This window comes from Salimicrobium humidisoli (genome assembly GCF_002295105.1).
GTDB lineage: Bacteria > Bacillota > Bacilli > Bacillales > Halobacillaceae > Salimicrobium > Salimicrobium humidisoli.
The window spans coordinates 18988-45651 of sequence record NZ_NSGH01000019.1; the positions used below are offsets into that span (position 1 = coordinate 18988).

General features: G+C 46.2%; 24 protein-coding genes and 1 other annotated feature. Of the genes, 17 read left to right on the top strand and 7 right to left on the bottom strand.

What is annotated here, in order from left to right; genetic code table 11:
* Positions 1–67: 67 nt before the first annotated feature.
* From CKW00_RS11030 to motS, 9 genes are all read left to right on the top strand, one after another.
* On the top strand, positions 68–1180 hold the full coding sequence (locus tag CKW00_RS11030; protein WP_095822608.1) for a nicotinate phosphoribosyltransferase: 1113 nt from the start codon (positions 68–70) through the stop codon (positions 1178–1180).
* 178 nt (positions 1181–1358) lie between these two features.
* On the top strand, positions 1359–2666 hold the full coding sequence (gene murC / locus CKW00_RS11035) for a UDP-N-acetylmuramate--L-alanine ligase (protein WP_095822609.1): 1308 nt from the start codon (positions 1359–1361) through the stop codon (positions 2664–2666).
* A 144-nt stretch (positions 2667–2810) separates the two neighbouring features.
* Positions 2811–3215, top strand: coding sequence for a DUF948 domain-containing protein (locus CKW00_RS11040; RefSeq protein ID WP_076572577.1), 405 nt, complete (start codon positions 2811–2813; stop codon positions 3213–3215).
* A 16-nt stretch (positions 3216–3231) separates the two neighbouring features.
* Positions 3232–3561, top strand: coding sequence for a YtxH domain-containing protein (locus CKW00_RS11045; protein ID WP_008590851.1), 330 nt, complete (start codon positions 3232–3234; stop codon positions 3559–3561).
* Positions 3527–3976, top strand: coding sequence for a bacillithiol system redox-active protein YtxJ (ytxJ, locus tag CKW00_RS11050; protein ID WP_233129776.1), 450 nt, complete (start codon positions 3527–3529; stop codon positions 3974–3976). The genes CKW00_RS11045 and ytxJ overlap by 35 nt, the downstream gene beginning before the upstream one ends.
* Before the next feature lie 123 nt (positions 3977–4099).
* On the top strand, positions 4100–5176 hold the full coding sequence (locus CKW00_RS11055; protein WP_095822611.1) for a bifunctional 3-deoxy-7-phosphoheptulonate synthase/chorismate mutase: 1077 nt from the start codon (positions 4100–4102) through the stop codon (positions 5174–5176).
* Positions 5177–5341: 165 nt separating this feature from the next.
* Positions 5342–6343: a catabolite control protein A gene (gene ccpA / locus CKW00_RS11060; protein ID WP_095822612.1), complete on the top strand. Its 1002-nt coding sequence runs from the start codon at positions 5342–5344 to the stop codon at positions 6341–6343.
* A 46-nt stretch (positions 6344–6389) separates the two neighbouring features.
* The gene (motP, locus tag CKW00_RS11065) at positions 6390–7220 is read left to right on the top strand and encodes a flagellar motor protein MotP (RefSeq protein WP_095822613.1); all 831 of its coding nucleotides are present in this window, start codon (positions 6390–6392) and stop codon (positions 7218–7220) included.
* Positions 7210–8034 (top strand): flagellar motor protein MotS, encoded by an 825-nt coding sequence (motS, locus tag CKW00_RS11070; protein ID WP_095822614.1) that lies wholly within the window; start codon positions 7210–7212, stop codon positions 8032–8034. Before motP ends, motS begins: the two co-directional genes overlap by 11 nt.
* A gap of 35 nt (positions 8035–8069) precedes the next feature.
* Here the strand turns inward: motS and CKW00_RS11075 are convergent, their stop codons facing one another.
* The 4 genes from CKW00_RS11075 to CKW00_RS11090 form a co-directional block, all read right to left on the bottom strand.
* Positions 8070–9236: an acetoin utilization protein AcuC gene (locus CKW00_RS11075; protein WP_095822615.1), complete on the bottom strand. Its 1167-nt coding sequence runs from the start codon at positions 9234–9236 to the stop codon at positions 8070–8072.
* Positions 9233–9880, bottom strand: a complete 648-nt coding sequence (locus tag CKW00_RS11080) for an acetoin utilization AcuB family protein (RefSeq protein WP_095822616.1) — start codon at positions 9878–9880, stop codon at positions 9233–9235. Before CKW00_RS11080 ends, CKW00_RS11075 begins: the two co-directional genes overlap by 4 nt.
* Before the next feature lie 3 nt (positions 9881–9883).
* Positions 9884–10531 (bottom strand): GNAT family N-acetyltransferase, encoded by a 648-nt coding sequence (locus CKW00_RS11085; RefSeq protein ID WP_095822617.1) that lies wholly within the window; start codon positions 10529–10531, stop codon positions 9884–9886.
* 115 nt (positions 10532–10646) lie between these two features.
* Positions 10647–13397, bottom strand: coding sequence for a transglycosylase domain-containing protein (locus CKW00_RS11090; protein WP_095822618.1), 2751 nt, complete (start codon positions 13395–13397; stop codon positions 10647–10649).
* A 125-nt stretch (positions 13398–13522) separates the two neighbouring features.
* Positions 13523–13740: a binding site (T-box leader), on the top strand.
* A gap of 60 nt (positions 13741–13800) precedes the next feature.
* Between CKW00_RS11090 and tyrS the strand changes: the two genes are divergently transcribed.
* Positions 13801–15069 carry a tyrosine--tRNA ligase gene (tyrS, locus tag CKW00_RS11095; RefSeq protein WP_095822619.1) on the top strand — a complete coding sequence of 423 codons (1269 nt, stop codon included), beginning with the start codon at positions 13801–13803 and terminating at the stop codon, positions 15067–15069.
* A gap of 81 nt (positions 15070–15150) precedes the next feature.
* Here tyrS and CKW00_RS11100 read toward each other — a convergent pair whose 3' ends face one another.
* On the bottom strand, positions 15151–16311 hold the full coding sequence (locus tag CKW00_RS11100; protein ID WP_095822620.1) for a DUF4317 family protein: 1161 nt from the start codon (positions 16309–16311) through the stop codon (positions 15151–15153).
* A 142-nt stretch (positions 16312–16453) separates the two neighbouring features.
* Positions 16454–17971, bottom strand: coding sequence for an AbgT family transporter (locus tag CKW00_RS11105; protein ID WP_095822621.1), 1518 nt, complete (start codon positions 17969–17971; stop codon positions 16454–16456).
* A 355-nt stretch (positions 17972–18326) separates the two neighbouring features.
* On the opposite strand from CKW00_RS11105, the gene CKW00_RS11110 reads away from it, so the two are divergent.
* Together CKW00_RS11110 and CKW00_RS11115 are read left to right on the top strand one after the other, a co-directional pair.
* Positions 18327–19115 (top strand): carbon-nitrogen family hydrolase, encoded by a 789-nt coding sequence (locus tag CKW00_RS11110; protein ID WP_095822622.1) that lies wholly within the window; start codon positions 18327–18329, stop codon positions 19113–19115.
* Between the two features lie 135 nt (positions 19116–19250).
* Positions 19251–20471, top strand: a complete 1221-nt coding sequence (locus tag CKW00_RS11115) for an NRAMP family divalent metal transporter (protein WP_095822623.1) — start codon at positions 19251–19253, stop codon at positions 20469–20471.
* Between the two features lie 128 nt (positions 20472–20599).
* Here CKW00_RS11115 and CKW00_RS11120 read toward each other — a convergent pair whose 3' ends face one another.
* Positions 20600–21079, bottom strand: a complete 480-nt coding sequence (locus tag CKW00_RS11120; protein WP_095822624.1) for a nucleoside deaminase — start codon at positions 21077–21079, stop codon at positions 20600–20602.
* 235 nt (positions 21080–21314) lie between these two features.
* On the opposite strand from CKW00_RS11120, the gene CKW00_RS13740 reads away from it, so the two are divergent.
* From CKW00_RS13740 to CKW00_RS11145, 5 genes are all read left to right on the top strand, one after another.
* Entirely contained in the window at positions 21315–21473 is a 159-nt protein-coding gene (locus tag CKW00_RS13740; RefSeq protein ID WP_158221311.1) for a hypothetical protein, read from the top strand.
* A 172-nt stretch (positions 21474–21645) separates the two neighbouring features.
* Entirely contained in the window at positions 21646–22953 is a 1308-nt protein-coding gene (locus CKW00_RS11130; RefSeq protein ID WP_095822625.1) for a lipopolysaccharide biosynthesis protein, read from the top strand.
* Positions 22954–22955: 2 nt separating this feature from the next.
* Entirely contained in the window at positions 22956–23720 is a 765-nt protein-coding gene (locus CKW00_RS11135; protein ID WP_158221312.1) for a 7-cyano-7-deazaguanine synthase, read from the top strand.
* Entirely contained in the window at positions 23717–25462 is a 1746-nt protein-coding gene (locus tag CKW00_RS11140) for an asparagine synthase-related protein (protein ID WP_095822627.1), read from the top strand. The genes CKW00_RS11135 and CKW00_RS11140 overlap by 4 nt, the downstream gene beginning before the upstream one ends.
* 40 nt (positions 25463–25502) lie before the next feature.
* Entirely contained in the window at positions 25503–26528 is a 1026-nt protein-coding gene (locus CKW00_RS11145; RefSeq protein ID WP_095822628.1) for a glycosyltransferase family 2 protein, read from the top strand.
* Positions 26529–26664 lie beyond the last annotated feature (136 nt).

The following is a 26664-nucleotide window of genomic DNA, read 5'->3' on the forward strand; positions in this document are numbered from 1 at the left end:
AAAAGCTCGGCGTTTCATTATGATAGAAGTGAAGCAGTGACGATTTAAACGGATAAGGAGTAAAGCTATGAAGGAAATATTACAAAAACTGAATGGGGAAATATCCCGTTTGACGAACAAAACTTTTAAATTCGATGAACGTATCGGTGAGGGATGGTTTTCAGCGGTTTACTTTCTGAAAACCAATGATATCGTAAAGAAACATGTAGCCGATAATACTGTAACCATGCAGTTTTTCCAAAAGAGTCATGCAGTTCTCTGCGGTACGGATGAAGCTATAGCACTTATCCACACGTTTGCAGAAAATCCCGGTTCCCTCGAAATCTACTCTCTGAAGGACGGGGACCGTGTCAGTCCTTTTGAACCTGTGTTGACAATCAGCGGTCCTTACCAGGAGTTCGGTTATCTCGAAGGAATTATCGACGGTATTCTCGCAAGAAGAACCTCGGTAGCTACTAATGTGTATAATGTAGTGAAGGCGGCGAGATCTTCCGGGAAACAAAAACCGATAATTTTCATGGGTGACCGGGATGATCATTACACCCAACAGGCCGGAGACGGATATTCGGCTTTCATCGGCGGCTCTACCGCCCAGGCCACCCATGCCATGAATGAATGGTGGGGGAAAGCAGGTATGGGTACTATGCCCCATGCATTACTACAGATGTTCAAAGGGGATGTAGTAGCCGCAACGAAAGCTTATCAGGAAGAATTCCCCGAAGACGAATTGACGACTCTTGTAGATTATAACAATGACGTTATCGGGGACTCCCTGAAGGTCGCCCGGGAATTCGGCGATGATCTGAAGGGTGTGCGTCTTGATACGTCCCGCACCCTTGTCGATAAATATTTCCTGAGAAATGAGCATCTTATGGGTACTTTTGACCCGCGCGGAGTCAATCCTGAACTCGTATTTGCACTCAGGAAAGCCCTCAACAAAGAAGGGTACAATCACGTAAAAATAATAGTGAGCGGCGGATTCTCGGAAGATCGCATCCGTCATTTTGAAGAGAATAAAGTTCCGGTGGATATGTACGGCGTCGGCGGGAGTCTGCTGGATATCACCATCGGTTTTACCGGGGATAATGTTCTGTTGAACGGGGAACAGGAAGCGAAGCAGGGTCGTAAATATACCCCGAACCCGCGACTGGAGAAAGTTGATTTTGTTCCCGGACATTAGTAATGGATAAAAAGCACGAAGGAATTCGTGCTTTTTTCATTGTGACAGAAGGACATACTTCCTGCTTTTGATTACTAAAAGAACGTGATAAAATGATATAGCACTAAGCTGGGAAATTTACATTACTGAATAATACATATAAGTTTACCTATATGGAATTTATTACGGAGGTTTTTTTATGACTACTTACCACTTTGTTGGTATTAAAGGTACGGGTATGAGTGCTCTGGCACAAATACTTCATGATTCGGGCGAAACGGTCCAGGGGTCGGATGTGGATAAATACTTTTTTACCCAGAAGGCTCTGGAAGAAAAGGGAATCAAAATACTGCCTTTTTCTGCGGATAATATTGAAGAAGGATATGTAGTAATAGCCGGCAACGCTTTTGGTGATGAGCACGAGGAAATAAAGCGGGCCAAAGAGCTTGGACTCACCTATTACCGCTACCACGACTTTTTGGGCGAGTGGCTTAAACGTTTTACGAGTATCGCCGTAACCGGAGCCCATGGGAAGACTTCCACAACCGGTCTTCTTTCCCACGTACTGGATGAAAACTACCCGACCTCTTTCCTTATCGGGGACGGTACCGGAAAGGGAGGGGAGAACAGCGAATACTTTGTATTTGAATCCTGTGAATACAGACGTCATTTCCTTTCTTATTATCCGGATTATGCCATCATGACAAACGTCGATTTCGACCACCCCGATTACTTCACAAGTATCGATGACGTGTATGACGCATTTCAGCAGATGGCGATGCAGGTAAGAAAAGGTATAATTGCGTGTGGGGATGATGAACATCTGCAGCATATCAAAGCCAATGTCCCTATCGTTTATTACGGTTTTCAGGAGTCGAATGATTTCCAGGCTAAAAATGTGTACGAAACAGAAGAAGGCACTACCTTTGATGTCTTTGTAAGAGGTACCTATTATGCGACCTTCACGATTCCGCAGTTTGGATCGCATACTGTATTGAATGCACTGAGCGTCATCGCTCTCTGCGACTATGACGGTATACCGGCCGAAGAGATCAATGCACTGAAAACATTCGCCGGAGTGAAGAGAAGATTCACGGAGAAAGAATGGGGCGGGCAGATTCTCGTAGATGATTACGCTCATCATCCGATAGAAATTGCCGCCACCATCGACTCTGCACGGAAAAAATATAAGGGGCGTCCGGCGGTAGCTATTTTTCAGCCCCACACTTTTTCAAGAACGAAAGCTTTCCTCAAAGAGTTTGCCGAAAGCCTGCAGGAAGCGGACTACGTTTATCTGTGTGACATCTTCGGTTCTGCACGGGAAAGTAAAGGTAACCTGACTATCAACGATCTCCAGGAACTCATTCCGGGTGCTGAAATACTTGCTATTGAAGACACAGAAAGATTGAAAGAGCACAAAAACGGTGTTCTTCTGTTCATGGGAGCGGGAGATATTCAGAAATTCCAAAAAGAATACGAAGCAAAAGTGAAAAGCGTAGCCGAGTAACAAAAGCACACAAATAAAGACTTCCGGGGGATTTTTATAATCCCCTGATAATGTTATAGTTAGGGAGTGTCATCGGTTTAATTGCGCTTATGGAAGGGTAGTAGATATAAGTACTATCTACATAAGAAAAGAGGGGTGGAAATTATGGATATTCTCACTTATGTTGCGATCGGAGTCGCAGTATTGGCTTTGATTGTACTCGCAGTTTACGCTGTGAAGACTATCTCCACTGTTAAGAAAACGATGAATCAGGCGAACGAGACGGTAGAAGGAGTTCAGGAACGTACGGAAGGAATCACTACCGGTGTCACTACTCTTCAGGAAAAAGGTGAATCCCTGACTGAGAAGCTGAACAACCATAAAGAACTTCTGGATGAAACGATAGCGCAGATCAAGACTCCTGCCAGCAAAAAGGACGATCTCGATAAAGCGCTCAGTGACGTCCCGACGTCCAACGTCCGTGCAGACTCACAGGAAGTCAATGAAGTTTTTGGCTGGGTTCATGCAGTACTTGACGTATGGGGAATTACGAAGAAGTATAATATTTAAAGGAGGATGTTGACAAATGGCAAAAGAGAAACAGAATCAGAACCAGGGGAACAGCAAAGATTTTATACTGGGAACGATTATAGGAGTGCTTATAGGTGCGGCTACTGCATTGTTCGTAGCTCCTAAATCAGGCAAGGAACTTCGTGAAGATCTTAACGAAAATTCAGGAGTATGGAAAGAAAAAGCAGCTTCGACTACTCAGGACCTCAGTTCTAAAGTTAAAGAGAAAGTACAGGGGAACTCCGACGAAAAAGAAGCTGAACAAGCTGCCCAGGAGGTTGCGGAAGCAATCGAAGAAGCAGCCCGCGAACTTGAGCAGGAACAGGAAAAAGGACAATCCAATTAATTTCAGGAAGGCGAGGGCTTGCTCCCTCGCCTTTTTTTCTTCTATGATAAGGGGAAAGGAAAATTATGATTGCAGAAAAGGGAGGAGATTACAGATGGAAACAGTAAAATCTATTCAGCAACTAAAAGAATTATTGAAGAGCGAGGAAGAATTTATACTATTGAAACATAGTCTTACATGCCCTATAAGCGCATCTGCAAAAGGGGAAACAGAGAACTTTGAACGTTCTTCCGATACTCCGGTGTACTTCATCCCTATTCAGGAAGCAAGGGATGTATCCCAGTTTGCAGCTGAGGAGTTGAAAATCTCCCATGAATCCCCACAGGCTTTTTATATAAAGGATGGATCGGTAGAATGGGATGCGACACACTTTGATATTACGAAGGAGAACCTGGATAAGGCGGTCATTTCCTGAACATATATCTGTTAACTATGATGAATTTCTTTAATAAGGGTGACAATTCAAAATAATTCAGCTATAATTGCCCTAATTATCAATAAGAGGTAATTTTTTATGAAGGAATAAGGGGGACTAACGATGAGTAACCAACAACTCGATCAATTACGTAATGAACTGGATGATGTAAACGTAGAGCTATTGAATTTAATAAGTAAACGCGGTGATCTGGTAAAGAGTATAGGAGAAGTGAAAGAGCAGCAGGGTATGAATCGTTTTGACCCCGTGCGTGAGAGAGCAATGCTTGACAAAATAGTGGAGAACAACGAAGGTCCTTTCGAGAATTCTACAGTAACGCAGCTTTTCAAAGAGATTTTCAAAGCGAGCCTTGAGCTTCAGGAAGACGATCACCGGAAGGCTCTGCTGGTGTCACGTAAGAACAAAGCCGAGGACACTGTTGTGAATATTAAAGGGGAAAAAGTCGGAGCCGGAGAGCTGACCCACGTATTCGGCCCGTGCTCGGTGGAGAGTTACGAACAGGTCAAGGAAGTAGCGCAGGCCGTGAAGAAACAGGGTGGTAAACTGCTCAGGGGCGGTGCATACAAACCACGTACTTCGCCTTACGATTTCCAGGGCCTCGGTGAAGAAGGACTGCAAATTCTTAAACGCGTGGCGGATGAGGAAGGTCTCGCCGTAATTTCGGAAATAGTCAATCCCGCCGATATAGAGAAAGCCGTAGACTACATTGATGTCATTCAAATCGGTGCCCGCAATATGCAGAACTTCGAACTTCTGAAAGCGGCAGGTGCCGTTAAGAAGCCGGTACTGCTGAAACGCGGTATGTCAGCTACTATTTCTGAGTTCATCAACGCAGCTGAGTACATCATATCCCGGGGAAATGACCAGATCATCCTGTGTGAACGCGGAATACGCACATACGAGAAAGCTACCCGTAATACGCTGGATATTTCAGCTGTCCCTATTCTGAAACAGGAGACTCACCTGCCTGTTCTTGTGGACGTAACGCATTCAACAGGGCGGAGAGATTTGCTGCTGCCGACTGCAAGAGCTGCAATCGCAATCGGAGCAGACGGAATAATGGCTGAAGTTCACCCTGACCCGGCAGTGGCACTTTCAGATTCCGCCCAGCAGATGGATATTCCTACATTCGAATCTTTCATTAGTGAAATAAATAAACAGCAACCGGTAAAATCATAAATTCACAAAAGTCAGGTTAACAGCCTGGCTTTTTAAATTGTACCGGTTTCGTTATAATGAATGAGAAGACATGAATTGCAGGTTTTTCTTAAATATCGTATGATTATTAAGATTAATTAATAGGGTATAGTAGTTTTAAAAGCAGTTTTAGAGGAGGAAATGAACATGAATGTAACAATATATGATGTGGCACGGGAAGCCAATGTGTCCATGGCCACTGTATCCAGGGTCGTAAATGGTAACCCCAACGTGAAACCGGCTACAAGAAAAAAGGTTCATGAAGCGATAGAACGTCTCGGCTATCGACCGAATGCCGTAGCCAGAGGGCTTGCCAGTAAGAAGACGACTACGGTAGGAGTAATCATACCGGATATTTCCAGCATCTTTTTCGCTGAACTGGCCAGAGGGATCGAAGACATTGCGACGATGTACAATTATAATATTATTTTGAGCAACTCCGACCAGAATAAAGACAAAGAACTTCATCTGATCAATACAATGCTCGGCAAACAGGTGGATGGTCTCATCTTCATGGGAGGAGATATAACAGAGGAACATACAGAGGAGTTCCGGAGAGCTTCTGTACCGGTAACGCTGGCGGCGACGCTCGACGAAAGCGAAGAGACTCCTTCGGTGAACATCGACTACGGCCACGCAGCTTATGAAGCCACTGAACATCTGCTTTCCACCAGTAAAAGAGTAGCATACGTTTCAGGACCGGATAACACGTCCATAAATACGAAAAAACTGGAAGGTTATAAACGCGCATTGAAAGATTATAACCAGGGCGTCGATGATGAACTCCTCATACTGGGTGATTATTCGTATGACTCGGGTCTGGAAGCGGCTGAACAGATTATCGCTCTGAAAGAACGTCCGGGCGGAGTATTCGTAGCTTCCGATGAAATGGCTCTCGGTGTCATCCATGGTTTTCAGGATAAAGGTATCAGCGTACCGGAAGATATCGAAGTGATTGGCTTTGATAATACCAGACTTGCAACGATGATCCGTCCTACGTTATCTACCGTGGTACAGCCGATGTATGACATTGGAGCCGTGTCCATGAGACTGCTGACAAAACTGATGAACAAAGAGCAGGCGGAGGATACGAATGTAATCCTTCCTCACAGAATCATTGAAAGAAACTCAACGAATCAAAAAAAGTGACGATATATAAAGTATAAGTCACATCGTTCGTTGAGGAGAGAGCAGCATGAACAAAAAGGATATATTGACTCCGATAGGTATTACGTTAGGTTTTATTATGATTATGGTCGGAATTACATTCAACGGCGGGGTAGGGGGGCTGAAGTCGTTCATTCAGGCGACCTCCGTGTTTATCGTTCTTGGCGGAACCCTTGCCGCCCTGTTCGTGAACTTCAACCTGGGAGAGATGAAGCTTGCTTATAAAGCCATCCGCATGTCCTTCAACAAGGATTCCATGGATTTGTCCGAACTGATAAAGCTGTTTGTTAAATTATCCGACAGAGCACGTCGCGAGGGGCTTCTTGCTTTGGAAGCGGAAGCGGAGAACATCGAAGACCCTTTTATAAGAAAAGGAATATTGATGTCTGTGGACGGAATAGAACCTGAACTGGTAAACGAAATCATGAGTGCCGAAGTGAGTGCGGTCGAGGAACGTCACCAGAGAGGTCGTGCGATCGTAGAAAAAGCCGGAGAATATGCCCCGGCCTGGGGGATGATAGGTACGTTGATCGGCCTTATCCTCATGCTGGAGAGTTTGAATGATCCCGCTACGCTCGGTCCTCAAATGGCGGTGGCCCTTTTGACGACACTGTACGGTACAGTTCTTGCAAACCTTGTTTTTTTACCTATGGCCGGGAAACTCGAAAACAAAACCGATCAGGAAATCTTCAAAAAGCAGATAATCACCGAAGGTATTATCGGTGTACAGTCCGGACAGAACCCGAAAATTCTGGAGGAAAAACTAAGTGCTTTTCTATCGGAGGAAGAAAAAGAAAAAATGGCTTCCAAGGAAGCACAGGAACAGGAAATGCCGAAGGATGCGGCCAATGAAGCATAGAAAACGAAAGGCCAAAGTGGAAAAAGGGTCGCCCAAATGGATGACTACATACGCAGATATGATTACGCTCATCCTTGTATTCTTCGTATTATTGTTTTCCATGTCACAGATCAGTGAAGTGAAGTTCGATTCCGTCGCAGAATCTTTCAAGAATCGTATGATATTCGACTTTATGCCCTCGCCGGTGGAAAGCAAAAATCCTACCGAGCGCACTGAAGTCCGTGAAAATGGTGATGATCGCAGTGATTTCGATGAACCGGTCGATGTGCCCGAGATAACATCGGAACCGGAAGAGGAGATAGAGAAAGAGAAAGAAGAAGCGCAACAACTGGATGAGCTTATGCAGGAAGTGCAGGAATTTCTTGAAAAAAATAGTCTTAAAGACATTATTTCAGCCGAACGCACGAATAAGGGAGTGGTTCTCGTTCTGCAGGAACAAGTGCTGTTTGAAAGTGGAGAAGCTTCAATACTGGAATCCGGCCGCCCTTTCCTCGGAAAGCTGCGGGACCTGCTGATACAGGTGCCTAACCATGTACGAGTGGAAGGACACACGGATGACCGTCCGATTGCGACGGCGAAGTTCCCCTCGAATTGGGAGCTTTCCGGAGCGAGAGCCGGAAGTGTGATACGCTATTTGCAGAATAATGATCCGAGACTTGAATCCGGCCGGTTTACAGCGGTAGGGTACGGTTCCACCCGTCCGGTCGTCGAGAACAATTCAAAAGAGAACTGGAGAAAGAACAGAAGAGTTGAAATCGTAATTCTGGAGTCCGAATATGATAAGAATGAACAGGCATCCCCGTCCTCATCCTGAGGAACGGAGATGCCTGTTTTTCATGACTGGATAGCTCAATTATAGTGAATCTGATTATTGATGAACTGCATGGCGGCTTTCAGTGTTTTGGCATTCTTTTCGGTTATTTCCGGTTTTCTCGGAATCTTTTTGTAGGAGCCGTCGGGATCGTGCCACGTGTGCGGAAGAGAGAAAGGAGCTTCCGGTTCCCATTTTTCCAGCCATGCTGCCGGGAGTTCTCCCTGGAAAGGAGCCTGGTCCTTCATCACTTTCCACAGCTGTGCCCAGGCCCGTGGCACTACTCTCCATATATCATATCCTCCGCCCCCGAGAGCTACCCATTTCCCTCCGCAGTGTTTATGAGCGAGTTCATGGGTAAGGGCAGGGATACGTTCGTATATTTTCATCGTTGAACAGAGGTGTGTGAGCGGGTCATAAAAATGAGCGTCCGCACCATTCTGGGAAACGATGATATCCGGTTTGAAATATGCAGCGATCTTTTTGAAAGCGGATTCATATACGTCTAAAAAAGATTCGTCTTCTGTAAACGCGTCAATCGGTAAGTTGAATGCATAGCCGTATCCCTCTTTCAGTCCGCGTTCATTGACGTATCCGGTACCGGGGAAAAGATACCTCCCTGTTTCGTGTATAGAAAAGGTGCAGATATCCGGATCTCCGTAAAAGGCCCATTGCACTCCATCTCCGTGGTGTGCATCGGTATCCACATACATTACCCGCTGATTGTATTTCTTCTGTAAATATTTAATCCCTACGGCGCCATCGTTATATATACAGAAACCGGAGGCTCTTCGTTCGAAACCATGATGAAGGCCCCCGCCCAGGTTAAGGGAATGATCGGTACGTCCTTCCATCACTTCATCGATAGCCGAAAGCGTACTTCCCACTATCAGCGAAGAAGCTTCGTGCATCCCTTCGAACATGGGAGTGTCTTCCGTACCTATACCGAATTCGAAACCCTCTTCTTCGGAGAGGTCACCGACGCTCGCTTTTTTCACAGCTTCAATATATTCCCGGCTGTGAAAAAGGGCAAGCTCTTCTTCCGTGGCGTAGCGCGGGGAAACGATATCCTCATCCTTGAGCGCCCCGGAGTCTTTCAGAAGATCGCAGGTGAGCTCTACTCTCATCTGGTTGAAAGGATGATCATCACTAAAGCGGTAGGTGGCATAATCTTTGGAATATACGAATTTGGATGAGCAGCTCATTGGGACATCCCCGGTTCCTTCGGCCAGAGTACCTCATATTCCGAATTTCTTAAGTCTTCGATCATCGGATACGGATTCATCGTCTGGACTCGGAAGACTACGACTTTGTAGTTGCTGTCGGGTTTGTATGGATAAACGAGAATGGAAGTGAGGTTCAGTTTTCTCTTTCCAACGATATTCACTACACCGGGCAGCATGCCGGGCCGGTTGGGTACCTTGACTTCAATTTGGGAACTCTGCACATTCGTCCCGGTAAGCTGAATAAGCGTATAAAGAAGATCTTTTTCTGTTATTATTCCGACCAGTCTATTATTTCTGGTGACGGGAACGCAGGCGATTTCATTATCATAGAAGATATTGGCGACTTCTTCGATAAAGCCGAGCGGATGTACGGTAATGACTTCGGTAGTCATAATGCTTCCCAGGTTGTTGGACAGTTCACTGAGGTCGGAATCACGCTCAAACACGGAGGGGCTGGCGTCTCTTACGTCCCGGTCGGAAACGATGCCGACGACGTACATGTCTTCATCGACGATCGGGATGTGACGGATCTGATAGGTGTTTAAGGTTTTAAGTGCATCTTCTATAGTATCTTCCGTAGTAAGTGTATGAACTTCGGTAGTCATCATTTCTTCAACGAGCATTGGTCAGGACCTCCTGTTTGAATACTGATGTTTCGTAAGGAAACGCAAATGGTCGAACTTATCCACATCGGATCCGCTGACGTTTTTTCCTATGCGGACCATTAGACAATTGGCAGGATGGGATATAATTTCGGGATCGTCCGTCGGAGCGGGGGTAAGGCCCCCGGCACCCATCATCTTTTCCATCACTTTCCGGTATTGCCATATACTGAGTCCGGTACTTTTCAGGTCCCAGTGCCAGTAATATTCCGTGGAAATGATAATGTAGTTTTCCATATATTCATCAAGCATGGATACTTCTATAAGCTGGGAACCGACTCTGTATCCGCGAAAACCCGGGACCACTTCAATAGCGCCGAGTTCAATGAGGTTTTCCATTTTCCCCTCGGCCCAGCGTTCCAGAGGATCCGGATGCAGATAGGTGACATAGCCGACGATTGTACCTTCAAACCGGGCCACAATAATTCTTCCCTCCGGGAGATCGGCTATTCCTTTTATCGCTTCAAACTGTTTTTTGGGAGTACGAAAAGCAGTTAATTGTTCATGGAAGGAATATTGGGAGAGCTCATCGGATGAAAGAGGACCTTCAATTATCAGGTCGTTTGTATCCGTTTTCAATTTCCTTTGAAAAAATGACTTTGTATGTTCCACATATCCACCGCCTGTAAAAATATTTCATGCTACTACCATATTACCTATAAAATAGCCGTTTGAAAAGAGTAACTCCTTTTCAAACGGCTATTCGCCCATTCCGGGAACTAAAGGGTTATTCGGCAGGGACGGTTTCAGATAATCCCGATTCCTGACCGTAGTAATCCACTGCTCTTACGGCGTAAACTCCGGAGGTACCGGAGAGGTCCATGGAAGTGGAACCGGTGCTCCCGATTTTGGAGAAGTTTCCACCCGGTGACCCTGCGCGGTATACTCTGTAACCGACTACATCATCGCTCGAAGAACTGTTCCAGCTGATGGTCGTTCCCTGAATCCGGAGATTTCCGGGAGAAGAAGGGGGCTGCCCGTCATTAGTTATTTCTTCTCCTACTCCTGCTGCGCTGTCGGAGGGAAGGGATACATTCGACCATTCTTCCTTGTCCGGAATCAGGTGCTCAAGCGTCTTTTCGTTATCGTAGCCATTATTTTTAAGAAACTGGGGTTTCAGACTGACCCCGTCTCCCTCGCTAGTGATGAACTCATCCGGTGTATTATCCCCGGCAGCTACGAGGTCTCCTTTTATCTCTGTGAAGTCCCCATCTGTTAAACTGTCATCTTCTTCTGTCGGGGCGTGCTCTTTGATATAAAGATCACTCTTGGACAGACCGACGGATGAACACAGTTCGGAAGTAAGAAGGCCGGAAGTGGCACAGTAGGATTTCTCCACGATACCGGAAGGCTGTTCGAAACGCTGTTCGGGAGCCATGAGATCCGGTCGGATTTCCGTTACCGCATTCACGACATCAGCCCACAAACCGTTATTTCGGTCACTGTAGCCATTGCTGTTCAGGCTTTCTTTCCGGTCGTATCCCATCCACATACTCATCGTTACGTTCGGGTTCGTGGCTACAAACCATGCATCTTTGTAGTTTTGTGAAGTTCCTGTCTTCCCGGCCCAGTCGACGCCCGGGTTCGTAAGCTGACTTTTTACATCATCGGCCGTGCCATAATCGAACACGTCACGCAGCACATCTATCGTCAGGTATGTGGCCTGTTCACTGAACACTTCCGTCGATTCTTTTTTATGTTTATAAAGAGTATCGCCTTCTTTTGTGACTATTTTCTCAATCATATAAGCGTCGGTATACGAGCCCATATTTCCGAATGTAGCGAAACCGTTCGTATTTTCTTCCACCGTAACTCCGTTGATGGTGGAACCTAAAGAGGTCGATAAGTTTTCGGCATCTTCGGCGGTAATCGCTTCAAAACCCATTTTTCTCAAGTAATTGTCTGCAGGGTTCTGGTCGACGATTTCACTGTAAGCTTTGACAGTCGGAACGTTCCAGGAATTGGCCAGCGCTTGCCGGGCGGAAACAAGTCCGTGATACCCTCCGGCATAGTTTTCTACACTTATATCTTTATTCGGGTACTTATACGGCACATCTACCAGTACTGATCCCGGCTGCAGGGCTCCGAGATCAAAGCCCGGCCCGTAGACGAGCAGCGGTTTCATCGTACTGCCGTTCGAACGTCTTGCCTGCGTGGCGTGGTTCAGCTGCTGAACGTCAAAGTCGCGGCCTGCGATGAATCCGCGGATAGCCCCCGAAGAGTTTTCCTGGAGGACACTTCCGACTTCCGCGGGGATTTCTTTCTCACTGATCTCTCCAGTTTCCGGATCTTCCACAGGGATAGTCCGCCACGTGTCGTAGTTATTGTAATTATCCTTCACCCGCTGCATGACATCATAGACTTCTTTGTCGATCGTTGTGTGTACTTTCAGACCGCCCGAGGATAGGCGACGGTCGGCCAGAGTAGTATACTCTTCCATCAGCTGATTATCATTTTTCAGATCTTCCATCGTATGGCCGTCTTTTTTGGCCAGCTGCTCTTTCAGAATTTCTCCGGCCCTTACTTTGATTTCACGTGTCAGGAAAGGGTAATCGGAACTTGGTAAAGGTTTCGGCGAGGCGAGATTGGATTTCAGATCATAGGCAAGTGCTTTTTCATATTCACTTTCTGTGATGTGTCCTTTTTCGTGCATGCGCTCGAGTACTTCTTCCATTCTGTTCAAGCCCGGCTCCAACCCTTCATCTTCCTTCACCCCGCCGGAGTTTTTGAAAGGAGTATAACCGAAAGGGTTCTGAGGGAGTCCGGCTATGAAAGCGGCCTGTGGAATGGAGAGCTTCCCGGCTTCCACTCCGAAAATTCCGCGGGCAGCACTTTGGACCCCTGCAATGTTCTGGCCGTTTGCGTTCCGGCCGAAAGGTACGATATTCATATAGGCTTCGAGAATCTGATCTTTATCGAAGAATTGTTCCACACGCAGTGCGTTCATCACTTCTTTTGCTTTTCTTTCAAAAGAGACTTCGTTTGTAAGAATCTGGTTTTTGACCAGCTGCTGCGTAAGGGTACTTCCTCCGGTTTTGGTACTGGAATTGGTTACCTGCTGCACGACAGCTCGTAACAGAGCCTTTGGCACAATCCCGTTATGTTCTCTGAAATTCTCATCTTCCGTTGCAAGTACGGCTGACGTTAGGTGATCACTGACGTTATCAAGCTGTACTTCCTCCCGGTATAAATCGGATTGAACGTCCCCGAGCAGTTGATCGTTCGTAAAATAAAGCTGTGAGGTTTCTTCGTAATTATACAGACTGGAGGCCAGTTCCTCTTCGCTCCGCACAGGTTCATCCTCTACGAGAGAAGCGAAATAACCGGCACCTACCCCTCCAACAAAAAACACCCCTATAATTCCGACGATAATAAAAAATAGTAAAACGTTCCATAAAACATCATATGTAATCCGTGTATACTTGAAAATAGTGCCGTCTTCCCAGCGTTTTCGAATAGTATCCCTGTTCCACTTCATGATTGGTGACCTCCTAAAATGACACTGCCAATTATATCATATCCGTAATATCAGATGCATGAGAGCCGAAAGAAATAATTGCTTTCAGGAACAATATATGATAAAAATAATACATAATTAAATCTGTTAAAGCTATGAACGGTTGCAGTAGGTTCTGCGCACTTCTACACAGAGAGTCGATGGCTGGTGGGAATCGACAGAGGTTCAGAACCGAATTACGTCCGGGAGCATCTTCTGGTGTGAATCAGGGGACGGTTGCATGTAGTTGCAGCCGTTATATAAATGAAGTGGCACATAAGTGCAACCAGGGTGGTACCGCGACTGTTAAGACCTCGTCCCTTTCCGTAAGGGGACAGAGGTCTTTTTTTAATGCAGGAAAAAATTATTTACAGAGGTGAGACGTATGCATATTTTAGACAATTTGTCCAAAAGAGGCCTAGTCAATCAGGTTACAGATGAAGAGGGATTGCGGAAGCACTTAAGTGAGAATCAGGTAACGCTCTACTGTGGGTTCGACCCTACGGCCGACAGTCTCCATATCGGGCATCTGCTCCCGATTCTCATGCTGAAACGTTTTCAGAAAGCAGGACACCGGCCAATCGCTCTTGTCGGCGGCGGCACCGGAATGATAGGGGATCCGAGCGGACGTTCTACAGAGAGACAGCTGAACTCCGAGGAAACAGTGAAAGGTTTCAGTAAAAAAATCGAGAATCAGATGGCGGGAATCCTTAATTTTGATGAAGGGGAAAATGCTGCCGTAGCGAGAAATAATCACGAGTGGTTATCGGAAATGACGATCATAGATTTCCTTCGTGACACAGGGAAACACTTCGGTGTCAACTACATGCTGGCGAAAGATGCGGTGGAGTCCCGGATTGAAGCCGGTATCAGCTACACGGAATTCTCCTACATGATTCTACAGTCCCTGGATTTCCAGAAGCTTTATGAAAAGGAAAATTGCACCCTTCAGCTCGGAGGAAGTGATCAGTGGGGGAATATCACTGCAGGTCTTGAACTGTTACGTCGCGCAGCAGCGGGGGAACAGGAAGTGGAAGCCTATGGCATGACGATGCCGCTCATTACGAAAGCGGACGGTTCAAAATTCGGTAAAACGGCCGGCGGCGCTATCTGGCTCGATCCCGAAAAAACGAGTCCTTACGAGTTTTACCAGTTCTGGGTTAATGTGGACGACAGAGACGTCATTAAATTCCTTCATTTCTTCACCTTCCTTGATTTCGACGAAATAGAAGAACTTGAACGGGAAGTACAGGAACGACCGGAACAACGGACAGCTCATAAACGGCTGGCCGAGGAGATGACCAGAATCGTTCATGATGAAACTGCGCTCGAACAGGCTCAGAGGATTACGGAAGCTTTGTTCAGCGGAGATATCAAATCACTGAACGCCGGAGAAATTGAACAGGGCTTCAAAGGGGTGCCAGGGTACACGGTCGAAGAAGACGGGAAACGACTGGTGGAACTGCTCGTCGAAGCGGGTATTTCTTCCTCGAAACGCCAGGCCCGTGAAGATATTTCCAACGGGGCGATTTATATTAATGGAGAAAGAAATCAGGAAGTAAGTCATGAACTCGGAGAAGCGGATAAAATCGAAGGCAAATATACGATCATCCGCCGCGGTAAGAAAAAATACTTTTTCATCGAGTATAAATAAAAAGATGCGTACATTGTGGTAATAGAAGAAAAGCGGGTGGTATGGGCATTCTCTCCATACCACCCGCTTTTTGATGTGTTTTTATTCGATATCCTCCGGAAGCATCTTGAATCCTGAGATTTCCGCATCCTCTTCCACTTCGATCATGATATAGCGTTTACCGTTCCGGTTAACCTGTCTTACGTGCGGAAGGTCCTGAGGGCTGACGGAGATGTTCGCCACTTTCGTACTTATTTTGATCGATTTTGAGTTGTACTTCGGAAGTACACTGCTCGCTTTCAGTTCATAGGATTCTTCATCCGTCACTTTGTGGAAAGCTTCCTTGACTTTTTCCTCTTCCACTTCGTGACCGTTCTTGCTCAGGAAGCTCCCTATATCCCGGTAGTCCAGTTTAGGGGTTTCATCCTCTTCACTGCCTTCAAGCGTATAATTGATATCTTCGTAGACACTTGCAAGTGTCGAAGGGCTCATCCGGTCCCCGACTACATCTTTGACGACTTCTTCAAAGACTGCTTTATCCTCTTTTGCGGTCATTGCTTTTTCTCCCTCAAGAACTTCTTCCATGAAAAAAGGATCGGGCTCATTCGGTTTTCCGGCAGAGTAGAGCACTCTGTTCACATCTCCTGTCCCATCCGTGATGACAGGGAACAGAAAGCCGCCGAGAGGTTTCTTCAGATCGATGACGGGATCGACGTCCACTTTATATTTGAACGTTTTCTCTATGTAGTCGAACTGGATTTCTTTTTCCGGTGGTTCCGTCTGGTTAATACTGCACAGCATGAACTGGCTCGAGAGCATCGTGTCCCGGTCGGCTTCTTCGGATTCAGCGGGAGGTGTCGTCGTTTTCAAATACTCGCCTTTTACGAAGGTGATGACTATGTCTTTATCATAAGCCTGTTCTTTCATTATCTTTTCGGTCATTTCGAGCATCTGTTCCGACCACTCTTCCGTGTCGTTACTCAACAGGCTTTTATGCAGAAGAAGCTGGGTGGGTTCCTCGGTATCCCGTCTGAATTTAAGTTCGAACAGCTTTTCGTCCAGCTGTCCGGAGAGGAGTTTTTTGAAATTCTGCATAAACAGCTCCTGCTGATCCTCTTCAAGCATCTCAAACGCCTGGTGCTGAGCATGGAAAGGTTCGGATGTTTCTTTCATAATATATACCGTGAAAAGGTCGGTGATATTCAAAAGGTCGGTATCGGCCTTCAACTGTCTGCGCAGGGCTGCTATATCTTTTTTATTCATGGATGGTCCCTCCTGTAAAGCGGTGAATTTTGCATAACTTCCATTATACCTTTCGTATGGAAATTCGGTAAGAGATTTTTTTTGGAGGAGCAAAGGGAAAAATAAGACCATGGGAACGGGACCCATGGTCGAAAGCCGGCATTTAATAGGAAATAGGTGCTCCCGGACCGACCGGAATTCCGAGCAGAACCCATACCAGAAGGAGCACGAGCCAACCCAGAAGAAAAGCGACGGAGTACGGAATCATCATGGAGATTAGCGTTCCTATACCTATCTTTTTATCGTAACGTTGGGCAAAAGCGATGATGACAGGAAAATAAAGAAGTAAGGGAGTTACCATGTTAGTGACGGAGTCGGAGATTCTGTACAGTAACGTCGTAAACTCCGGTGAATAATCCAGATTCATCATGATAGGGACGAATACAGGTGCCAGAATCGTCCATTTTGCTGAGGAACTGCCTATGAAAAAGTTGACGAGCATAGTAATCCCCATAAAAGTAAGGATCAGCCCTGTTCCCGTAAAACCGGTGTTTTTCAAAAATTCCGCCCCGTTGAAGGCGATTACCGTGCCAAGGTTCGTTTCACGGAAATAGGCGATGAACTGTCCCGCCGTGAATGCCAGAGCGATGTAGCCGCTCATGCTAGCCATCGTCTTTCCGAGCAGTGTCGTCAGGTCTTTATCATTTTGTATTTCTTTGGATACGATACCGTAGATAAGACCCGGCACAAAGAAAAGGATGAAAATGACAAAAACAAGAGCGTTAAAAAATGGGGAATCGATATAAGCACCGTCACCCCGGAGCGGCCCGAGAGACAGGTAGACCATAATGGCAAAAGTTACAAGGAATCCGAGGCCGGCCAGGCGCATGCCGCGCTTTTCCCTGGCAGTCAGTTTTTCCAGGTTTTCTTCTTCTTCTCCCCTGTACTTCCCGAGGCGGGGCTCGACGATTTTGTCGGTGACGAGGGTACCGATGACGGTTACAAGAAAGACGGAAGCCGCCGCAAAGAAATAGTTCATCGTTACCGTAATCGTATCTGCATAGGCAGGGTCGATTGTACGGGCAGCATCTGCTGTCAGTTCCTGAAGGATGGCATCAGTCGAAGTCAGTGCCAGGTTGGCGCCGAACCCTCCGGAAACGCCCGCAAACGCCGCAGCGAGACCGGCGAGCGGGTGGCGTCCAAGTCCGAGGAACAGAACAGCGCCGAGAGGGGGAAGTACTACATAACCGGCGTTTACGGCAAGGCTGGACATAACCCCGGCGAACACAAGAGCTGCTGTCAAAAGCCGGTTCGGTACTCCGAATACGATGCTTTTCAGTGATGAATGAATCAGTCCGGTCTGCTCGGCCAGTCCGATTCCGAGCATTGTGACGAGGACAGCGCCAAGAGGCGGGAAGCCGATGAAATTCTCGACCGCGCTGTTGAATATGTAATCCAGTCCGCTCAGGCTGAAGAGATTTTTAACTTCTACTACCTCGGACGTTGTAGGATTCGTGACGGATACACCTGAAAAAATCCCCGATATGACTATGACGATTAATGCTAATATTGCAAACAGCAACAAAGGGGATGGAAGTTTGTTTCCTACCCATTCTATCCCGTCCAGGGCACGGAACAGCAATTTACGGAAGGGAGAAAGCTTCTCCGGATTGTCTTTCAATATAGTTACCTCCTTTAAACTTACCTTTTTACTAGGGATTAAATTTAACAGGGGTCCGGAAGAAAGTCAAGAAAGTGAACAATGAACGATTTCGAAATTATTTGACAGTTGTTCCCGTTTTGAGTACTCTGACGATTAAGCATCAGGTCATATATCTTAAAACTCTATTACTCCTTTTCTTCAAAGGAAAGAGGGATGCGGAGAAACGTCGGTCCGGAAAAGGTTTTGGCGAAAGAGGTTGAATATCGGGAATTTTGGGAATTGTTTCAATGTCGATAAGGCTTTTGAGAAGACTGTAACTTATCGGCCTATCTCTGTAACGAGTGAAGAAGGTTAGAGTAAAAGGGGGAGACGAATGAATATTTTAGTCTATCAGATGGATGTTATTCCGGGAGACCCACAGGCAAACAGGGAGAAAGTGGGCAAATGGCTGGAGGAACAGGAACTTCATGACGTGGACCTGATCATGCTGCCGGAGATGTGGACGACGGCTTATACACTACCGGAACTGGATGATATAGCCGAAGATCCTGCAGACAGTGAAACGGTCCGGTTTCTTAAAGAATCAGCGGAACGTTATCACGTGCATATAATGGGAGGATCCATCGCTGTTAAACGAAATGGAAAAGTATTTAATCGGGCACTGGTTGTAAATAACAGGGGAGAGCTTGTTTATCATTACGATAAAATGCATCTGGTGCCCATGCTGAATGAACCTGCATACTTAAGCGGAGGGGAGGAGCCGGTAAGAGTATTTGAACTCGACGGAATCAAAATGGGGGTCGTCATCTGTTATGACCTGCGTTTCCCCGAAATCATCCGAAGTCTTGCCCTCCAGGGATGTAAACTTCTGTTCATCCCGGCGGAATGGCCGGACAGTCGACGGACGCATTGGGATGTACTGAGTGCTGCCCGTGCTGTAGAGAACCAGATGTATGTGGTCACGTGCAACCGTCCGGGCAGCTATGACGGTATTACATTTGCAGGTTCTTCGGCTTTTATCGATCCGTGGGGCAACGTCCTGCAGAAAGGCAGTGTGGAGCATGAAGAAACACTGCGACAGAAATTAGAGCTTTCAAACGTCGCGGAAGTACGCGAAAACGTACCCGTCTTCGACAGCAGAGTGCCTTCTCTGTACGATTAATAAAGCAGCTTTTTTTCATTTGACGCTCCGGAGTTGTGTGGTTCTGTCTTGAATAAACATTATCCGACAAGAATACAAAGTCGAACAATTGCAGAAATCGATCGAATAAGTAAGAGAAAGGGGAAGGTGGTGACCATGGGACAGAACCAGGATGAGCTGAAGAAGAAAAATGTACAAAGGCGGGTGCTGTGGGGAGCGATATTCCTCATGGCGACCTCTTCGATAGGTCCTGCTTTTCTGACACAGACGACAGAATTCACTTCCCGGTTTATGGCCAGTTTCGCATTCGCTATACTGGCCTCTATCATCATCGATATAGGCGCCCAGTTGAATATCTGGAGGATTCTTGTAGTCTCGGGTGAACGGGGGCAGGACGTAGCTAATATGGTCTTCCCCGGGCTCGGCTATTTAGTCGCCTCCCTTATCGTACTTGGAGGTATAGCATTCAATATCGGGAATGTGGCGGGAGCAGGACTTGGAATCAATGTACTTTTCGGTATCTCTCCTAAAACAGGGGCAGTCATTACCGGTATCATAGCTATTGTCATATTCACTGTTAAAAATGCGGAAAAAGTTATAGACATTCTTATCCCTATTTTAGGTGTGGTAATGATTGGCATGGTCGGATATGTCATGGTCACGACGAATCCTCCTGTCGGGGAGGCATTGATCCGAAGTGTTCTTCCGGAAAATTTTGGGTCTCTGGTACTGCCGGTCATAACGCTTGTCGGAGGCACGGTGGGTGGCTATATCACATTCGCCGGAGCCCACCGGCTGATTGATCGCGGTTTTAAGGGGGAAGAAGCCCTGCCGCTGGTCACGAAAGCGGCGAACTTCGGTATTCTGACCACCGGAGTAATGAGAGTGTTCCTGTTCCTCGCAGTGCTTGGAGTCGTTGCTGCCGGTTATACGCTGGATGAAGGAAACCCGGCAGCTTCCGTGTTCCAGATTGCGCTTGGAGATGTAGGATATAAAATTTTCGGAATTGTATTATGGTCTGCCGCTATCAGTTCCGTCATCGGTTCCGCATATACCAGCGTTTCGTTTGTAAGATCTTTTCATCCTCAGCTTGAAAAATATTACAAATGGCTCATTGTCGGTTTCATCGCTTTTTCCACGATCATTTTCGCAATCGTCGGAGAGCCGGTAACGCTGTTGATTATTGCAGGCTCGGTCAACGGTCTGATTTTGCCATTAACTCTTGGCTCGGTTCTGCTGGCTTCAAGGAAAAGATCGGTCGTCGGGGATTATAAACATCCTGCCTGGATGCTTATATTCGGCGTCGTTGCGGTAGTAGTGACCGTCGTAGCGGGTTTTCTTTCCCTGCAGGGGATCGCCGATTTATGGCAGGGATGAAGTTCCGGTCGGATAGCAAATAAGCATACAATTGCATGGACGCACCAGCAGCGGAACACTTATGTTCAATTGCTGGTGCGTCCGTTATTTCAGAATCGATGTACCATTTTCCGATCCGGTGCGATTTATTACCCAGAGTGTTTCGTTCCGTGTTTCTCGTTCCAGGCCCTGTAAGGAGATATTCCTTGAGAGTGGTTTTCCCTTTCCATCGGCAATCTTCTCTGATTCATAGGTTTGGAAATTTCATCGTAAAAGTTTTCCAGCTCAAAATATTCCCGGTCATCGCGATAGTATGTTTTATACTCATCTCTTTCAACAATGTACGTTACCCTCTCGGGGCTGCAGTAATACATTGCTCCGAGACACATGGGGCAGGGGCTGGCAAGAATGTAGATGTGACAGTCGGTTAAATGTTCGGTCCCTAACTTTATACAGGCGTCTCTGATAGCCAGAGTTTCCGCGTGTGCTGTCGGGTCATTCGTCTGGGCCGCTTCGTTGCCGCGTTCTGCGATAATTTCCCCATCCTTTGTGATGATGCAGGAGAAAGGCCTGCCTCCCTCAGCGACATTATCTTCTGCTAACTGAATCGTACGTTCAATAAAATTCATGATTTATTCCTCCTCATTTGCAAACCATTTAAAGACTCATTCCCTAAGAGGATTTATTGAAACCGGTCCAATGAGGTTTGCTCAATTACAGGAAAAGAAATATTTTCAGAATCCGGGAGGGAGATTCGATGCATGAGCCGGCTGCTTCTGACGAAGGGTTATATGTTAAAATGAAATAAATGGACAGGGAGGGGTCTGCTTGATTCCTGATAGGAAGAAAGAATATGTGGGGATAATGATTTCCAGAGTAATATTGAGCATCATGCTGATTTGTAGTGTGTATGCCTTTGTCGACAAGGAACCGGTTGTTGCAAAAACGCTTGCGGCAGCAGGGTTCCTCGGCATTGCATTTTTATTAGTCGTATCTTTTCAAGGGAGACGTTTCAATAATTGATTCTCCTGCACCCGGGCTTTAAAAGAAGATTCGGGGAGAGGGAAGCTTTCATTACTATAACAATAGCATATACGCAAAATGTAAGTTATAATTTTAATCGATAATTACTTGTTACTCGGGTAATCTTCATTTTCAGTTTACCAATATACATATTCACGAAAAGAGATGTCAGATGAATGCTTTAATTTCCAGATTTTTAAAAGGCGGCTTCATTCGTAAAGTATTAGTGATGGTCTCGGGGACGGCCGGGGCCCAGGCGATTATACTATTGGCTTCTCCTGTGATCACAAGGATTTATGGGCCTGAAGCTTTTGGTGTTCTCGGGGTTTTTATGGCTGTATCCATGATTTTGATACCCGCTTCGGGGCTCGGGTATCCGATCGCCATAGTGTTACCGAAGCATGAAGAGGAAGCGGTAGGATTAACCAAAATCTCTTTGTGGTTAAGTGTGGGCATGGCGCTGCTCTCACTGGTGATTGCCTTTCTGTTCGGAGAAGAACTGCTTGAATTATTGAATTTCACAGATATTAATAACTACTTGTACTTTATTCCTCTGGTCATTCTGTTCGGCAGTCTTCTTCAGATTTCGGAACAGTGGGCTGTAAGACTTCAGGAATTCGGCGTGATCGCAAGGACGAACATGTATCATGCTCTTATTGTGCAGGGGAGTATGGTGGGGATAGGTCTTATCTATCCATTTGCGTTCGTCCTTATTCTCATGAATGTGACCGGTCAGCTTTTGAAAGCTGTTTTTATGGGGACGGGCAGTCTGAGGAAAAGGAAATCGAAAGGCTCTATCGATGTTACTCATCCTCCGCTGAAAGAAACAGCCCGCAAATACAAAGATTTCCCCAGATACCGGGCTCCCGAGATGTTTCTGAATGCTGTGTCGCAGAACATCCCGATTATGCTGTTAAGCAGCCTTTTCGGGCCTGCAGCTGCCGGTTTCTTCACTTTGAGCAGAAGAGTTCTGGCAGCTCCGGCTACTTTGATCGGAAAAGCGGTAGGGGACGTTTTCTATCCGCGTATTACCGAAGCTTACTACAATAAAGAAAGTCTGCAGAAACTTATAAAGAAAGCCACATTGGGGCTTTCTCTTGCCGGTCTCATTCCTTATGGAACTGTAGTACTTCTCGGTCCCTGGCTGTTCGGCTTCGTCTTCGGTGATGAATGGGTTCAGGCAGGAGAGTATGCACGCTGGATGGCTCTGGCTTCTTTCTTCGGATTTATCAACAGTCCGAGTGTCAAGGCGCTTCCTGTATTGTCTGCTCAGGGCTTCCAGCTGTTGTTTACAATAGTTATGCTGACAGTGAGAATAGCTATGTTAGCAGTGGGTTCGTTCGTTTTTCAAAGCGACCTCGTAGCCATAGCTCTGTTCGGTCTCAGCGGAGCTGTCCTTAATTCGCTATTGATCATGATAACGATAAATATAAGCAAGAAGTTCGATGAAACATCATTAAATAAAACCGAAGGAGAATGAATATGCAAAAAACACATCACATACTTTGGACGGGCGGTTTCGATTCCACTTTCCGGGTACTGGATCTCGTTTTGAATAAAAAAAGACAGGTTCAGCCTCACTACATTATCGATGAGGAACGCCCTTCCACGAACAAGGAACTGGAAACCATTCATACGATCATCGCCCACATCGGGATTATGGATATGAAGGCTGCCGAACGTATAAAGCCTCTGATTATCGTCAACAAAAAAGATATTACGTCCGATCAGGAAGATAAGGATAAGTTTGAAAGACTGATATCAACCTCCTTCTTAGGCACGCAGTACGTATGGTTGCCTGCTTATCTGAAACAGAACGGCATTACGGAAATCGAATCGGGAGCTCATAAGGATGACAATATCGAAACGTTTATTGCTGATTACGTGGAAAAAATAGAAGATAATGACGATTACTATTACATGCTCAAAGATGAATACGCAGACACCGATCTGTCCATCTTCTCCCGCTTTCAATTTCCGCTGCTCGATTATTCGAAACTGGATATGGAAAGGATTGCGAAGGAAAGTGGTTTCAACCATCTTATGGAGATGACCTGGTTCTGTTATCGTCCGCAAAAAGACGGGAAACCCTGCGGTTTGTGCAATCCGTGTAAGTATGCGAAAGAAGAAGGCATGGAACGAAGAGTGCCGAGACCGAGAGTCGATGATTTTATAATGTTCTATTCGTTGAAGTATTTAAGAAAAGCGAAGAGAAACCTGGTGAACGGGAGCGGAAGTAAGAAATGAAGGACTTTTTGTTTTCCACAGAAGAATTCGCTGCGGCAGCTCTTAAAGAAAAAAGCGCGGATTCAGAAATATTCGCAGGGGAAACGATTCGGCAGTTTGAAGGGGAATGGGGGACACTGCTCGTTACGGAGGACTGTTATACTCAATTCCAGCCTTATGAAGACGGGAAGCACCTTTTTATCGTGCTGGGCGGCCCTTTGTATACCGGGCCGGGGTCTGAGGATTTCCTTTCCGCCGTGCCCCGCCTTATGAGAGACTGGGAGGACATTGATTTTTCTCAGCATTTCGACGGTCCTTTCGTATTGCTTAAAGTGGATAAGGAAAACAGGCGGATGGACTGTGTAACGGACCTGCTTTCCTTCATCCCTGTGTACAGGGCGGAACGGGAAGGACAGCTGATGTTGTCTTCGCACGTGGATCTGCTGGCGGACGCAGCGGGAGAAAGGGAGAAGCGGGATGCTGTATCCGAATTGGATTTCATACTGCACGGAGCGGTTACGTATCCGTACACGGCGTACGAAAATATACGACAGGTTTCTCCCGGTACGATTCACACAATCGATAAAAATACGGCAGACATCAGCGGCAGAACCTGGTGGCTGCCTGAAGAGGTTCTTCGTTACACTTCCATCGGGGAAGCGGCTGACGATTTAAGAAACACAGTCGAAACGTATGTTAACCGCGTAACGGAAAAAGAGTCGTCTATCGCCCATTTTATAAGCGGGGGAGAGGACTCGAGAACGATAGCCGGGCTGATTCCCGATCACCTTCATAAAGATTCGTTCGTGTTTCTGGATGATTTAAACCTTGAAGGCAGAATAGCCAAAAAATCAGCAGCTATTTACGGATCGAATTTCCACTTCTACGCGAGGGATCCTTTACACTATCTGTACATCCTCCCAGGCAGCAGCGAACTCGTCGGGTCCGGTTCGGAATACAAACATGCCCATACGTACGGATTCCACGAAAAAGCCGGTCTGAACAAATATCCGGTCGTACTCGGCGGTCTGTTTTCGGACGCTCTGTTGAAGGGGGCAAGGATCCGGAAGATACGCGGAAGCAAAAAATTCCCGTTTCTCCCTGATATAAAAGACAGCTTCTATACAGTCAACAAGGAAGCCAGTGCAGATATATTCAGGGATGAGGTTATGAAAACTCTGAGACAGAGGAGAGAAGACCATTACCATACCGTTAAGGAAATGAGACCGGAGTCTGCAAAAGAATGGTTTCAGATGTGGCCGGCATCCATGAATATGAACATCCCCAACTTACATGTGAACCGCAGACTGTTTTCTTCGTACGAACCATTTATGGCTAACGGCGTCGTGAAAATAAGTGCTTCCGTTCCTCAAAGTTGGAAAATGAACAGAAAACTTTTCCACAGGGCGTTCAAACCATATTTGAAACCGGCATGGTGGTTGTGGCATTCCGATGGACGATTCCCTTATTTTTCAAGATATGCCAACATAATACCGCAACTGTTCGTATGGATGTATATGAATCTTGCAGTTAAAACCGGAAAAATCAAAGGGCACCAGGGGCCTTTTGCTCACTGGGACACGATTTTTTCAAGCGAAGCTTTCCGGCAAATGAAAGAAGAGTATCTGAATTACGGGGGTGTTCTGCCACAGACACTGAAATCAGAACAGCCGTTCAGCAGCATTTTTGAGAGCGATCAGCTGGAGCCCCAGCAGAAAATAAATTTATTGCAGGTCCTCCATCATCATAAGACGGACGGATAAAGCCAGGAACGTCGTGAACGTATAAGTCAGGAGGTTAAGCATGCAACAGCCATTAGTAACGGTATTCATACCCATGTTCAACGCAGAGGAATATATTCAGGATACACTGGAGAGTATATTGAACCAGAGCTATAAGAATCTGGAGGTGCTTGTAGTCGATGACGGGTCCTCGGACCGTTCAGTAGAAATAGTTGAACGCTACACCGATGACCGGATACGGGTTGTCACAAATGAGGGGAATAAAGGTATTCCTTATACAAGGAACGTAGGCCTGTCGCTTTCCAGTGGAAAATACATGGCGATTATGGATGCGGATGATGAATCAACCCCTGAAAGAATCAGGGAACAGGTCAGCTACATGGAGGAACACCCCGATATAGATGCTGTAGGCGCCTACTACCGGGCTAAGGGGAGCAATAACTCCAGGATTATGAAGGCTTATCATACGTCATGGGAAGAGATCAGAATTCAACTGATGTTCAACAACCAGCTTGGAAATTCTACCGCTATGATCAGGATGGCCACAGTAAGGGACAACGGGTTGACGTACAATGAGAGTTACTATGTATCCCAGGACTATGAATTCTGGTCCCAGTTGTCCAAAGTCGGCAGAATCGAAATTCTGCCAAAGGTGCTGGTGGATTACCGCACGGGTCATTCCAATGCTACGAACGCTTCCCTGTCGAATAAGATGTTCGAACGGAAAATATTGATCGACGGGATTCATAAAGATTTACTGGAGCACTACGGTTTTCATTTTTCCAATGAAGAAGTACAGGTATTCAATAATTTCTTCTTCCTGAATGTAGTTACTGTCTTTGATGAGGGATACGTGATGAGAATCAGGGAAGTGCTGCAGAAACTTCTGGATACTAACGAAGCTTTTGATAAGGAGCTTCTGAAACGGGTGCTCAGAGTCAACGTTCTGCGGGGGCTGAGTAACAGCAGTGTCAATCTTAAGCAAAAGACTGACCTGTTTCTTGATTTATTTCAGGAAATCACCTTCGAAGAAATATTCCATCTGCTTTCGCGACATTATCATAAAAAAGTGAAGGCGCTTCTGTGATGTAAAAGTGGCTCTACAATATTTGTTGGGGTATCAGAAAAATTCAGCATAAAAAAAACACACAAGCTCCTTTATCTTTTACACTTGAATTGACGAGACCCAAGAAAAAGATAGGAGTTGTGTGTATATATGCATT